The organism is Actinoalloteichus caeruleus (assembly GCF_049311605.1).
GTDB classification, from domain to species: Bacteria; Actinomycetota; Actinomycetes; order Mycobacteriales; family Pseudonocardiaceae; genus Actinoalloteichus_B; species Actinoalloteichus_B caeruleus.
In genome coordinates this window covers 2,891,656-2,907,184 of sequence record NZ_CP186005.1, presented here as the reverse complement: position 1 = coordinate 2,907,184, position 15,529 = coordinate 2,891,656, and the positions used below count along the sequence as shown (strand labels likewise).

The window sequence follows — 15,529 nt, the reverse complement described above, 5'->3', positions numbered from 1 at the left end:
AACGTGGGTTTCGGCTGTTGGGCAGGGCGGGCCGGGAGCGAGCAGCTGTTGTCGTCCCTCGCTCGGCTCTGCTGCCCGGCATCCGCCAAGCTCAGTCCAGTGCGCTGTCACCCTCGGTGAACAGCGAGCCCTCGATGTCGGACAGGATCTTCTCCTCGATCACCTCGGCAAGGCGGGTGATCGTCGGGTTCTCGAAGAAGAGCCGCGCTGAGAAGTCGATGCCGAAGGTTTCCTGAATCGCATCGATGACCTGGAGACTCAGAATCGAGTTACCACCGTTCTCGAAGAAGTTGGCATCGGTTCCGACTGAGCTGACGTGCAGCACATCGGACCAGATGTCGACCAGAGCTTCCTCGGTCGGAGTCGCGGGATCTCCCGCGGATCCGTGCATCTCCTGTTGAGGGGCGGGCAGCGCCGCGCGGTCGAGCTTGCCGTTCCCGGTCAGCGGGAAGGCGTCCAGGACGACGACGTTCGACGGCACCATGTGCTCGGGAAGAGCCGCGCGAAGATGTTTCCGCAACTCGGCAGGCACCAGGGACCCACCAGCGGCAGCGACCACATAGGCCACCAGGCGTTTGTCGCCGGGGGTGTCCTCCCGGACCACCACCACCGCCTGCGCCACTCCCGGGTGCTCTCCCAACCGGGCGGCGACCTCCCCCGGCTCGATCCGGAACCCCCGCACCTTCACCTGCTCATCCGCCCGACCCACGTACGACAGGCGCCCCTGACCATCCACCCGGGCCAAGTCCCCAGTCCGGTACATCCGCCGGCCATCCCCAGCGAACGGATCGGCCACGAACCGCGACGCCGTCAACCCCGCACGACCCGCATACCCCTGCGCCACCCCCGCACCCGCCACGTACATCTCCCCCACCACCCCCGGAGGAACCGGACGCAACCCACCGGCACGGTCCAGCACGTACACCCGCCACCCCGGCACCGCGTGCCCGATCACCCCAGCCGACCCCTCGACCAGATCGACCTCCGCACCGTTCTCCCCCTTCCCGGTCGGGTTGAGGGGGTGCGCGGTGACATGCACCGTGGTCTCGGTGATCCCGTACATGTTCACCAACACCGGTGTGTCCGGGTGCCGGGCCAACCACGGCCGCACCCGGGACACCTCCAACGCCTCCCCACCAAAGACCACCCACCGCAGGCACAACTCCCGCCCCAACCCGGGGTTCTCCGCCTCGGCCCGCACGAACTGCTCGAACGCCGAGGGTGTCTGGTTGAGCACCGTCACCCGCTGGGCCACCACCAGCTCCAGGAACTCCCCCGGACTGCGGGACACCTCCCAGGGCACCACCACCAACCGGCCCCCGAACGCCAACGCGCCCCACATCTCCCACACCGAGAAGTCGAAGGCCACCGAGTGGAACAACGTCCACACGTCCCCGGCGTCGAAGCCGTACCGGTCCTGGGTCCCGGTCAGCAGTGACACCACGCCGCGGTGCGGTACCGCCACGCCCTTCGGCCGTCCGGTCGACCCGGACGTGTAGATCACGTAGGCCACCGCCTCGGCGGGCACCACCACCTCCGGTCGCCCGGGTTCGTACCCCGAGAAGTCCGTGCGGTCCAGTTCCACCACCGGCACCCCGGACACCGCCCCCGGGAGAGCACCAGCGGTCTCCGAGACGGTCACCACCGTGGAGGCCCCGCTGTCGGTCAGGGTGTAGGCGATCCGCTCCGCCGGGTAGTTCGGGTCCACCGGCACGTACGCCGCCCCGGCCGCGAGCACACCCAGCACCCCTACCACCAGGTCGGTGGTGCGGGGCAGCAGCAACGCCACCCGCGCTCCCGGGGTCACGCCCCTGGCCCGCAGGTGCGCCGCCAGGCGGTAGGCCCGCCCGGCCAGTTCCCCGTAGGTCACCGTCGTGTCCTGGAAGGACACCGCCACCGCCTCGGGACGCTCCCGGACCTGACGATCGAACAACTCCACCAACGACACCGGCTCCACACCCTCGACGAGCGCCGGGGAGTAGCGCGCCCACGACGCGCGCAGCTCCTCGAGCCGGGCGTCCTCGATCAGCGGAGTGACCGCGAGAGCACGCGCGGGCTCCTCGACAACAGCGCTCGCCGCCACCACCAGATGATTCGCGATCTCAGCGACCGTGTCCGGGTCGAAGAGGTCCGTGTTGTACTCGATCGCCGCCCAGAGCTGACCATCCAGCCGCTCCTCGAACTGGAAGCTGACTTCGAACTGGGCGGCGTTCCGGGGAAGCAGGACCTCCTCGACCTCGATACCAGGGAACGCCGGCCGGGCAGGTGGCGTGTTCTGCAGCACGACCATGGCCTGGACCAGTGGTGTTCGACTGGTATCGCGGTCCGGAACCAGCTCGTCGATGAGCCTGGTGAAGGGGACGTCCTGGTTGGCGAACGCCGTCAACACGGTGTCCCGCACGTCAGCGAGGAGCTGGTCGAACGTCCGGGTCTCGTCGATCCTGGTCCTGAGGACGACGGTGTTCACGAAGAACCCCACGGTCTCCTCGAACTCGGCGCGTTCTCTCCCCGAGGTGACCGTACCGACGGCGATGTCGTCCTGCCCGCTGTGCCGAGCCAACACGAGCTGCGTGAGGGCGGTGAGAGCCATGAAAAGACTGGCGCCGTGCGGACGGCCCACCCTTCTCAACCCCCTCACCAGGGCTGCCGGAACGGCGAAGGTGTGCATGGCACCCGCAGTGGTCCGCACGGCCGGCCGTGGACGATCCGTTGGCAGCGAGAGCGTTGGCAGGCCGGACAGCTGGTCTCGCCAGTAGGCGAGTTTCCCATCGAGCGCGTCACCGGACAGCTGTTTCCGCTGCCACACGGCGTAATCGACGTACTGGAGCGGAAGCTCCGGGAGCCACGGTGTCTCGTCCCGCACGGATGCCCCGTACAGCGCGGCGAGTTCGCCCAGCAGCAGGTTGATCGACCAGCCGTCCGTGACGATGTGGTGCATCGTCACCACCAGGAAATGAACCGCCGGTCGTTCCCGAACCAGGAGCACCCGCGCCAGTGGCCCCTTCCTGAGGTCGAAGGGCTTGTCCATCTCCGCGCTCAGGAGCCGCCGCAGCTCACGCGCGCGACGTCCCTCCTCTTCCCCAGTCAGATCGACCGTGCGCAGCGAGATGGGCATCGTCGGGTGAATCCGCTGGATCCCGCTGCCGTGAACAGAGTCGAAGGTGGTACGCAGCGATTCGTGCCGCTCAACGAGGGCCTCCACGGCCGAGGTCAGGGCTTCCACGTCGAGAGCACCTGTCAGCCGCAGGCCGACACCCAGGTTGTACTCGGCACCCGCGGGGCTGAACTCGTGCAGGAACCACAACCTCTCCTGCGGGTAGGACAGGGGAAGCCCGTCGGAACGCACCGTGGCTGTCGGCACCTCGGCCATGGCGCCGAACAGCTCCTCGCCGGGCAGGGCAGCGGCGAGGGAGGCGACGGTCGGGTAGTCGAAGAGGAGGCGGGGTGACAGTTCGATCCCGAGGACCGCGCGGGTACGGGAGGAGACCTTCATGCTGCTGATGGAGTCGCCGCCGAGTTCGAAGAAGTTGTCGTCGATGCCGACTCGCCGTTTCCCCAACACCTCGGCCCAGATCACGCAGAGGACCTGTTCCGTCTCGGTCGTGGGAGGGGCGTAGGACGCGGTCGCCGTCATGTCCGGCGCGGGAAGCGCCCGCCCGTCCAGTTTGCCGTTCGACGTCAGGGGGAGCTCGGGGAGGACGACGAACGAGGAGGGCACCATGTGGTCCGGGAGAACCTGGTGGAGCAGGCTTCGAAGTTCGTCGGTGTGCAGTGGCTCGTCAGGAGCGGCGGGGACCAGGTAGGCGACGAGCCGAGCCTCGCCCGCGAGATCGTCCCGCACCGTGACCGCTGCCTGTCCGACGCCGGGGTGCTGGCCGAGTACGGTCGCGATCTCACCAGGCTCGATGCGGAAACCCCGCAGCTTGACCTGCTCGTCGGCTCGGCCCACGTACACCAGCCGGCCTTCGGCGTCGACCCTCGCGAGGTCCCCCGTGCGGTACATGCGTGAACCCGGCTCGCCGAACGGGTCGGCCACGAACCTGGTGGCCGTCAGGCCAGGGCGTCCGGAGTAACCGCGAGCGACCCCCGCACCAGCGACGTACATCTCTCCGACCACGCCTGGTGGAACCGGCCGCAGTCCTCCCGCACGGTCCAGCACGTGGACGCGCCAACCGGGGATCGCGCGTCCGATCACGCCGGGCAGGAGCTCCTCCGGCAGGACCGGGTGAGCCGTGACGTGCACCGTGGTCTCGGTGATGCCGTACATGTTCACGATGGTCGGCCCGTCCGGGTGTCTGGCGAACCACGGTGCGAGGCGCGACGCGTCGAGGGCCTCGCCCCCGAAGACGATCCACCGCAGTACCAGGTCCTGGCCGAGGTGGAGTTGATCCGCCTCGGCCTGCGCCAGCTGCGCGAAGGCCGACGGGGTCTGGTTCAACACCGTCACTCGGTGATCGACGAGGAGGCGCAGGAAGTCCCCCGGCGAGCGCGAGACCTCCCACGGCACGACGACGAGCCTGCCACCGAATGCTAGGGCTCCCCAGATCTCCCACACCGAGAAGTCGAACGCCGCCGAGTGGAACATCGTCCACACGTCGTCAGCGTCGAAACCGAACCGTTCCGTGGTTTCCCGGAACAGGCTGGTCACGGCACGGTGGGGTACGACGACTCCCTTGGGCCGGCCGGTGGAACCCGAGGTGTAGATGACGTAGGCCGACTGATCCGGGTCGACCCGCCCAGGTAGGGGTTGGTCGCGGTCCTCCTCCGAGTTCCGCCACTCGACCTCGTCGAGCAGGACGATGCCCTCCGCCAGGCCCGGAGGCAGGGCTCCTGCTACCGAGGAGACGGTGAGCACGACCGACGCGGCGCTGTCGGCGAGGGTGTAGGCGATGCGGTCGGCGGGGTACTGGGGATCGACTGGAACGTAGGTACCGCCGGCCTTCAGAGCGGCGAGGATGCCGATGACGAGGTCGACCGAGCGGGGCAAGACCACGGCTACCCGGGTTTCCGGGCCGACGCCGATCCCGACGAGGTGCTTCGCCAGCCGGGTCGAGAGCAGGTCGAGTTCCCCGTAGGTGACCTCGGAATCCCGGTAGGACACCGCGACCTTGGTCGGGGCCGTGTGGACGTGGTGCCGGAACAGGTCGAGGAGGGATTCTGCTTCCACATCCCGCACTCCTACCTGAGAGTTGCATTCGAGAACAGGGGCACCCTTCCACTCGCTCGGGCTGGCGATGTCGAGTTGGCCGAGTGGTCGGTCGGGGTTGGTGGCGATCTCGGACAGCGCCCAGGCGAAACGGGCCGCGACCCGCCCGGCGGTGTCCTCGGTGAACAACTCCGGGTCATAGGACAACCACGCCTCCACCCGGTCCCGGGCATACACCGTCACCGTCACCGGGTAGTTCGTCGCCTCCACCGCCTCCACACCCGACACCCGCACCCCGGATGCCGACCCCGCCTCCTGAACCGGGTAGTTCTCGAACACCACCAGGCTCTGGAACAACCCCACCCCCGCCGGCAGCTCCGACTCGATCCCGGTCAACGGCACGTAATCGAACTGGCGGGCCTCCACCTGCCGGGCCTGCACCCCCGACACCCACTCCCCCACCCGCACCCCCGGATCACACACCACCCGCACCGGCAGGGTGTTGATGAACAACCCCACCATCTCCTGCGAACCCACCACCTCAGCCGGTCGACCTGACACCGTCGCCCCGAACACCACATCCACCGTGCCGGCATGCCGGGCCAACACCAACGCCCACCCGGCCTGCACCACCGCGTTGACCGTGACCCGCTCCTGCCGGGCGAAGGAGAACACCGCCTCCGAACCCGCCGTGGTCAAAGGCACCCGGACACGGGCGGTGGACTCCGAACGGTGTGCCCGGTCAGGGGCACGGTCCCAGGGCAGGGCAGTGGGCTGGTCGAACCCGGCCAACGCCTCCCGCCAGTAGGCCCGCCCGGTGGTCTGGTCCTGCCGGGTCAACCACCGCAGGAACTCCCCGTACTGGCGGCGTCCCACCGGGACCACCGAGACGGTGTTCTCACCCGTGGTCTCGGCCAGGGCCTGGTAGGTCGCGATCAGGTCGGAGAAGAACCGGTAGATGCTCCACCCGTCGAGCAGCAGGTGGTGGAAGGTCCACACCACCCGCACCCGGCCCTCCCCCAACCCGGCCAGCAACACCCGCATCAACGGGGCCCGCTCCAGATCGAAGGCCACCCCCTGATCCCGCCGCTGGTACTCCCGCCACCGCCGGTCCTGCTCCCCACCCTCGTAACCCGACCAGTCCTCCACGGTGATCGGGACCTCAACCTCACGGTGCACCACCTGCACCGGGTCCGGCACCTCACGCCAGGCCACCGACACCCGCAACGCCTCATGAGCGTTGACCACCCGCTGCCAGGCCACCGCCACCAACCCCGGTTGATCCACCCCCTCCAGAACACAGGACAACTGCTCCAGATACGCCACCGACGCCGGATCGGCCACCGCGTGGAACAACATCCCGGCCTGCAACCCCGTCAACGGGTACAACTCGGTGACCGCACGACCGGTCCCGGCCAACCGGGTCACCGTGTCCTGGTCCAACGCCACCAACGGGAAGTCCGACGGGGACACACCCCCGGCCCCGGGCTGGCGGCAGTGAGCCACGAACCCCGACAACTCGGTGAGGAAGGACTCCGCCAGGCCATGAACGGTGTCCTCGTGGTGCAGGCCTGGGGAGTACCACCAGTCGATCTCCAACCGGCCGTTGCGGACCTGGGCCACGACCTCCAGCAGGTGAGTACGGGTTTCTCCCGGGTGGTGCTCGCCACCGGGGTTGAGCCGCCAGTCCCCGATCCACTCCTGCTCACCGGTGGTGGTGTCGAACTGGCCCAGGTAGTTCAGGCTGATCCGTGGTTCCCGGTCGGTGTCCAGCCCCGAATCCGGGCTTCCCCCTCCGGTGAGGTAGCGCAGTGCCCCGTACCCGATCCCCCGGTCGGGGACCCCACGGAGTTGTTCCTTGACCGCCAGGACATCACCGGCCCATTCCCCCCGCGGGGACAGTTCCACGGTGACCGGGTAGATCGAGGTGAACCAGCCCACGGTCCGGGACACCTCCACCCCCGGCAGGACTTCCTCCCGACCATGGCCCTCGACCGTCACCGGTACCCGGGGCCACCCGGTCCACCTCCGCACCGTCCGGGCCAGCCCGGTCAGCAGGACCTCATCGATCCTGGTCCGGTACACCCCGGGCACGTCCTGCAGCAACTCCCGGGTCGTGGTCTGGTCCAGTACCACCCGCACCCGGTCCTGGGCTCCGACCGAGTGGTCCCCCTCGGCAACGTCCACCGGAAGCCGTAGGTCCTGACTGGTGGGGATGGCCTGCCGCCAGTAGTGGAGTTGGTCGGTGAACCCCCCGGCCCGGGTGTGCTCCCGCAGGGCCTGTGCCCAGTGGGGGAACGCGGTGGTCTTCACCCCGAGGTCCACCGGTCGTCCGGTCACTGCCTGGTGGTAGGCGGTGGTCAGGTCCTCCCGCAGGATCCGCCAGGACACCCCGTCGACCAGTACGTGGTGGGCTACCCATACCACCCGCAACCGGTCCCCACCAGCACCACGGCCGAGGAGAACACGCGATAACGGGCCTCGTTGCAGGTCCAACCCTGCCTGCGCCGCGACCACCGCCCGCTGCCACATGTCATCAGCGGTGTCCTCGACCGGTAGGTCCACTACCTGGATGACCTCGTCCAGGTCCACCTCGGGCAACACCACCGGTGTCCACGCACCCGCCGTGTCCCTGCGCAGCACCATGCGCAGCGCGTCGTGGTGCTCCACCACCGCGCCCACCGCCCGCCGCACCACCACCAGATCGGTGTCCGGGGGCAGGGTGAACCCCGCGGAAAGGTTGAAATGCTCCGGGCCCACCGGGTGCGTGGTGGTGAACCACTCCAGGACCGGGGTCATCGGGAACGCCCCCGACACCCGACCCTGCTCGGCCCCCACCGTTCCGGGTTCCCCGTCAGGGGATGACAGTCCTGATGCCAGGGCAGCGATCGTCTGGCGTTGGAACAACTCCCGGGAGGTGAACACCACCCCCGCCGCTCGGGCCTTCGACACGACCTGGATGCTCAGGATCGAGTCGCCACCCAGCTCGAAGAAGTTGTCGGTCACCCCGACCCGGTCCAACCGCAGCACCTCAGCCCACACCTCGCACAACACCTTTTCGGTGTCCGTGCGCGGTGCGACATGACGGTCAGCGGACTGGAACTCCGGGGCTGGTAACGCCGCCCGGTCGACCTTCCCGTTACCCGTCAGGGGCAAGGCCTCGAGCACCACCACCGCCGCCGGCACCAGGTACTCCGGCAGGAACCGGCGCAGAGCGTCCCGCAACACCTCCGGAGCGGGCACGGCCCCGTCCTCCGGCACCACGTAACCCACCAGGCGCCGCGCTCCCGGGGTGTCCTCCCGGACCACCACCACCGCCCGCGCCACACCCCGCTGCCCCACCAACGCGGCCTCGACCTCACCCGGCTCGATGCGGAACCCCCGCACCTTCACCTGATCATCCACCCGCCCCACGAACTCGAGAACCCCGTCCGGCAACCACCGCACCCGATCCCCCGTCCGGTACACCCGACCACCAGCGGCATCGAAGGGATCAGCCACGAACCGCGACGCCGTCAACCCCGGACGATCCACATACCCATGCCCCAGACCCGCACCCGAGGTGTAGAGCTCCCCCGGCACCCCCACCGGCACCGGACGCAACCACCGGTCCAACACCACCACCCCGGACCCCGCCACCGGCGACCCGATCGGCACCGAACCCCGCCCCCGCACAACGGAGGCACCCACCACCTGAACAGTGGTGAACACCGTGTTCTCCGTGGGCCCGTACCCGTTGACCAACCGCACCCCCGGTACCGCCTCCACCACCCGCCGGCAGTGCGACGGAGACAGCACGTCACCCCCGGCCAGCAGGTACCGCACCCCCGACAACACCGCCACATCAGTGTCGACGACCTCGTGGAACAACCCCGCCGTCAACCACAACCCCGTCACCGCGTACTCACCCAGGAACTCACCCAGTTCGGGTACCGACAACACCCCGGGCCGGGGCACCGCCACCGCCGCCCCGTTGAGCAACGCTCCCCAGATCTCCAAAGTGGCCGCGTCGAAGGACAACGACGCCAGTTGGGCGACAACATCCCCCGGCCCCACCGGCAGGTGATCCGGCTCCCACGCCACCCGCACCACAGCCCGGTGCGGTACCACCACTCCCTTCGGAGTACCGGTGGAGCCGGACGTGTAGATCACATACGCCGGCATGTCACCCGAGACCGGCGCCGGAGCTGGCGAGGCGACGGACCGTGCTACCTGCTCCACCGTCGCCGGGTCGTCCACCACCACCGTCGCCAGGCCCGCCGGGACCCGGTCGGCCAACTCGGCGGTGGTCACCACCACCCCGGCCCCACTGTCGGTGAGCAGGAACTCCACCCGCGCCGCCGGGTACCCCGGATCCACCGGAACGTAGGCACCACCCGCCCGGAGCACGGCCAACAGCACGCACACCGCATCCGGACCCCGCTCCAACAACACCCCCACCCGGGAACCGGCCACCACACCCCGCGACACCAGGTATCCGGCCAACCGGGCCGACCGGGCATCGATCTCCCGGTAGGACCACGACACCCCTTCCCCCACCACCGCCGCCGCGTCCGGGCACTCGACCACCCGCGCGGCGAACACCCCGGTGACCGTCTGCACCGGCAGCACCCGGTCGGGGGTGTTCCATTCCGCCACCAGATCCCGCTCAGCGGGGTCGGTCACCGCCACCTCGACCAACCGGCGCTCCGGCTCCGCGGTCACCGCCTCGGCCAGCCGCACCCAGTCCCGGGCCCACCGCTCCACCGTGCCGGCATCGAACAGGTCGGTGTTGTACTCCAGCTCCACCACCAACCCCTCCGCGTCCGGCCAGAACTCGAAGGTCACCTCGAACCGCGAGGACGCCCGGTCCAACACCACCCGTCGCGCCGGCATCCCCCCGAACTCGGCCACCTCACCCACCGCGTTCTGCAACACCACCATCACCTGCGCCAACGGCGGCCGGGACGCGTCCCGCACCCCACCCACGGCGTCGACCACCCGGTCGAAGGGCACGTCCTGGTGGGAGAACGCCCTCAGCACCGTCTCCCGGACCCGCGCCAGAAACACCTCGGCGGACTCGGACAGATCCACCCGGGACCGCAGCACCAGGGTGTTGACGAAGAACCCGACCAGCCCTTCCAGCTCGGTGCGGTCCCTACCCGAGACCACCGTGCCCACCGCGATGTCGTCCTGCCCGCTGTGCTGGGCCAGCACCAGCTGGGTAATCGCGGTCAGGGTCATGAACAGGCTCGCCCCACCCGAGGCGCCCCACCGTGTCAACCGGTCCACCACCGCGGGCGGGACCCGCAGGACGTGCACCGCGCCCACCGAACTGCGCACCACCGGTCGGGCACGGTCGGTGGGCAGTTCCAGCACCGGAACCCCGGCCAGCTGCTCCCGCCAGTAGTCGAGCTGTTCCTCCCAACCGGCCTTCTCGGTCTGGTCCCGCTGCCAGGCTGCCCAGTCCCGGTAGGACACCGGTAGCGCGGGTAGTTCCACCGGGGCACCGGCCAGCTCGGCGGTGTAGTACTGGTCCAGCTCCCGGACCAGCACACCCATCGACCACCCGTCCGTCACGATGTGGTGCACCGACAGCACGAGGACGCTCACGTCGTTCGTCTCTCGGACGACCAGGCCTCGGAAGAGCGGCCCCTCGTGGAGGTCGAACCGTGTGGACGTCTCCTCGCGGAGTACCGCCGCCAGGCGGGCATCCCGCTCCTCCAGGCAGTCCAGCTCTGGTGTGCGCAGGTCGACCGTCCGCAGCGGTACGTCGAACCCCCGCCGCACTCGTTGGACGGGCTGGCCTGACACCTCCTCGAAGGTCGTTCGCAGGCTCCCGTGACGGCTGACGAGCCGGTTCAGGGCTTTGGCCAGGGCTTCCAGGTCGAGAGAGCCGTGCAGCCGGAGGCTGATTCCGGTGTTGTACTCGACACCGCCCGGGATGAGGCTGTCGAGGAACCACAGGCGTTGCTGTGGCGGCGACAGCTGGTGCACGGAGCTGTCGCTACCGTTGTCCGGGTGTCCACCGGTTCCGCCGACAAGCGGTACCTGCTCGGTTTCCTGGTGTTCCGCAGTGGTGTGGCCGTCGACGTGCGCGGCGAGCCCGGCCACCGTCGGTTCGTCAAACAGGAGCCGGGCGGGAAGCGGGAGGTTCAGGTGTTCCCGCAGCCGGGAGAGCACCCGCAGCCCGCTGATGGAGTCGCCACCGAGGGCGAAGAAGTCGGCATCGATGCCCACCGGGTCCACACCAAGAACCTCGGACCACACCTCGCACAGCACCTTCTCGGTGTCCGTGCGCGGTGCCACGTACCCCTGGGAGGGCTGGAACTCCGGGGCTGGTAACGCCGCCCGGTCGACCTTCCCGTTACCCGTCAGGGGCAAGGCCTCGAGCACCACCACCGCCGCCGGCACCAGGTACTCCGGCAACCGAGACCGCAACTCCTCCCGCACCTGCCCACCATCAACCACATGCCCCTCGGCCGGCACCACGTAACCCACCAGACGCCGCGCCCCCGGAGTGTCCTCCCGGACCACCACCACCGCCCGCGCCACCCCCGACTGCCCCACCAACGCGGCCTCGACCTCACCCGGCTCGATGCGGAACCCCCGCACCTTCACCTGATCATCCACCCGCCCCACGAACTCGAGAACCCCGTCCGGCAACCACCGCACCCGATCCCCCGTCCGGTACACCCGACCACCAGCGGCATCGAAGGGATCAGCCACGAACCGCGACGCCGTCAACCCCGGACGATCCACATACCCATGCCCCAGACCCGCACCCGAGGTGTAGAGCTCCCCCGGCACCCCCACCGGCACCGGACGCAACCACCGGTCCAACACCACCACCCCGGACCCCGCCACCGGCGACCCGATCGGCACCGAACCCCGCCCCCGCACAACGGAGGCACCCACCACCTGAACAGTGGTGAACACCGTGTTCTCCGTGGGCCCGTACCCGTTGACCAACCGCACCCCCGGTACCGCCTCCACCACCCGCCGGCAGTGCGACGGAGACAGCACGTCACCCCCGGCCAGCAGGTACCGCACCCCCGACAACACCGCCACATCAGTGTCGACGACCTCGTGGAACAACCCCGCCGTCAACCACAACCCCGTCACCGCGTACTCACCCAGGAACTCACCCAGTTCGGGTACCGACAACACCCCGGGCCGGGGCACCGCCACCGCCGCCCCGTTGAGCAACGCTCCCCAGATCTCCAAAGTGGCCGCGTCGAAGGACAACGACGCCAGTTGGGCGACAACATCCCCCGGCCCCACCGGCAGGTGATCCGGCTCCCACGCCACCCGCACCACAGCCCGGTGCGGTACCACCACTCCCTTCGGAGTACCGGTGGAGCCGGACGTGTAGATCACATACGCCGGCATGTCACCCGAGACCGGCGCCGGAGCTGGCGAGGCGACGGACCGTGCTACCTGCTCCACCGTCGCCGGGTCGTCCACCACCACCGTCGCCAGGCCCGCCGGGACCCGGTCGGCCAACTCGGCGGTGGTCACCACCACCCCGGCCCCACTGTCGGTGAGCAGGAACTCCACCCGCGCCGCCGGGTACCCCGGATCCACCGGAACGTAGGCACCACCCGCCCGGAGCACGGCCAACAGCACGCACACCGCATCCGGACCCCGCTCCAACAACACCCCCACCCGGGAACCGGCCACCACACCCCGCGACACCAGGTATCCGGCCAACCGGGCCGACCGGGCATCGACCTCCCGGTAGGACCACGACACCCCCTCCCCCACCACCGCCGCCGCGTCCGGGCACTCGACCACCCGCGCGGCGAACACCCCGGTGACCGTCTGCACCGGCAGCACCCGGTCGGTGGCGATCACGTGCTCTTCGGTGTGGCGCCGTTCCGACGCGCGCAGGAGATCCCGCACCGGCTGCTCAGGGTGGTCGGCGATGGACCGAAGCAGGAGCACGAGCTGCCGTCCCAGGCCAGTCGCGTGTTGCCCGTCCAGCACCTCGGTGCCGCCGATCACCCCGAACACCCCGTCGGCGGCCGTCCACAGATCGAGCGCGAGGGCACCGGTGGACTGGTCGGAGCGCGAATCTCGGGCGACCGGGGCGCCGTGAATGCGGATCACGATGCGTGGAGAAGAGGCGGGGCGCGTCCCCGCTGCGGTCGAGGAGTGGCGTACAGGAGCAGGCTGGGTGAGGTCAGCGGCCGTGGTACCGAGGGCCTTGCCTTGGACGAGGTGACTGCGCAGGGCCCCGAGCAGCTCGGCTGCCTCCTGTTTCGGGCTGATCTCGCTCGCGGGGATGACGGTCGAGGCGGAGAACTGCCCCGCTGTGGCGTCGCTCGACGAATGCGCCGGGTCCCCTGGTTCGGACTGGCGCATGACGTGGACCGAAGGACTCGGACCGTCGTGCTGACTGGCGTACAGCGCCCGTGCGGACGTGATCAGAGCGGGAAGGACCGCATCCCACGGGTGAGCGGGTTCTTCCCGCCGGGTGGGAGCGTCGCCGTGCTCCGCTGTCGTCGTCGCCGCCCCCGGGTGGTGGTCGTGTTGGAGTGCGTCCAGCCGGCGCACGAGGTCGGCCGGCACCACGAGCGGGGCGAAGCGGCGGGGGCCGGGGGCGGAGACCTGGACAGCATGCGGTTCGGTGGTCATCTCTGGTACTTCGCTCCTGTCGGTTGGCCGCCGCCTGGTGTTCGTCGTGCCGTGCCAGGCGTTCCACTCCGGCCAACCAGCGAAGCCTGGCGGTGTTCGCTCGACGTGGTCAGGACCGCCGGTACGAGCGTCCGCCGTACTGCAGCAGGGTGACGGCGCCGGTCGCGGCGTCACGGACGAACCGACCACCGATGTCGGCGGCGTCGAAGTTCTCCTCGCGTGCGAGGAAGACGTCGTCCTGGTGCATCGCCAGCCGAACGTGGAAACCGTCGGTCCTGGTCAGCGCGAGTCCGCCTTCGGGGTCCGACTCCACCCGGAAGGGGATGTTGCCGTTGACGTAGTCGCCGGTGTAGTCAGCGGGGTCGGCCACCTCGACGGGGTTGGTGGCGGGCACGGTGTAGTGCCCGACCGCGATCCCGGCGTCGCGGAGGCTCTCGACGAGGTCGGCCCAGAGCAGGAGTCCGGTGGTTCCGTTGGCGGTCATCGCGAGTGCCGTGTTCTGCTCGGCGTTGGCCCGGAGGTGGCAGCTGGTGCCGTCGACGGTTCCGTCGTGGCCGAACCAGGTCGTCCCGTCGGCGCCCTGGTACTTCATCAGACCGAGACCCCAGGCGTCAGCGAGGCCGAAGGGTTCGGCGCCGTGGGCGGTAGCGCGCATGTTCCGGGCGGCGTCATCGGGAAGCAGGTCGGCGTGGTCGAAGCCGTCGCGGTCCTCGAGTTGCAGCCGGGCGAGGGTGACCAGGTCGGACGCGCTGCCGGCGAGGCCTCCTGCGGCGCTGGCGGAGAGGGGGAGGAACAGGTCGACGGCCGCGACGTCACCGGTTTCCACACGTACCGTGTGGCCGCCCACGACGGAGGAGCGTTCGCTGAGCGGCCGGGGGTCGAAGAGGAACGCCGGGGTGATGCCGAGGGGCCGGAGGAGGCAGGTTTCGACGGCGGTCCACCAGTCCATGCCGGAGACCCTCTCGACCAGGTGGCCGACCAGGCAGTAGCCCACGTTGGAGTAGGAGAAGGCCTCGCCGGGCGGGAAGATGTTGTCCACGCCGGCGGCGGCCTGGGCGTACCGCTGGTAGGAGGCGGTCCGCATGTCGGGGAAGTCGATCTCTGTCACCAGGCCACCGGTGTGGCTGAGGAGCTGCCGGGGGGTGATCCGCCCGATCTGGGGGTTGGCCGCACCGCGGAGAGCGGGGACGTACTCGGAGATCGGGGTGTCGAGGTCGATGTCCCCGTCGGAGACGAACTGCATGGCGAGGGTCGCGGTCACGAACTTGGTGACGGAACCGAACGGAAAGGCGGAGTTCCTGGTGACGGGGCTGGGACGGTCGTGGTGCTGGTGGCCGACTTCGACGGTGCGCAGTTCGCCGTTGTCGTAGAGAGCCAACTGGGCCCCGGGAACCCGGTACTGATGCACCAGCTTCTCGAACACGTCTGCCAGTTGAGTTGACTCCATGCCACCTTCCCCGGGCACCGGACGGTGGGCGTGGGTGTCGAGCGTTGACACCCGTTCCCCCGTTGCGGACGGACTTCTCGTCTGGTTCGGTGGTGGACCGGCCGCGCCCCTCCGCCCCCTGGGGGCCGGACGTTCCCGTTTGCCCGCCAACAATCCGCAACCAGGCTCTACCAGGTGGTTCGGACTCGCAACGACCTTCGCCCTTCCCCAAAACCCTCTGGTCGAGTTCCTTTTCGGGTGGTTGTGCCGTGGTGTGCGCTCGGTGGGTTTTCGGAAATGCGGCGGACTTCCGGGACGCGGGCGAACCGGATTTCGAG

2 protein-coding genes are annotated in these 15,529 nt (G+C 69.5%); both read right to left on the bottom strand.

Annotation, left to right across the window (positions count from 1 at the left end):
• Positions 1–91 precede the first annotated feature (91 nt).
• Entirely contained in the window at positions 92–13,765 is a 13,674-nt protein-coding gene (locus ACOJVX_RS12080) for an amino acid adenylation domain-containing protein (protein WP_422647539.1), read from the bottom strand.
• A gap of 109 nt (positions 13,766–13,874) precedes the next feature.
• Positions 13,875–15,212: a serine hydrolase domain-containing protein gene (locus ACOJVX_RS12075; protein ID WP_103056257.1), complete on the bottom strand. Its 1,338-nt coding sequence runs from the start codon at positions 15,210–15,212 to the stop codon at positions 13,875–13,877.
• Positions 15,213–15,529: the final 317 nt, after the last annotated feature.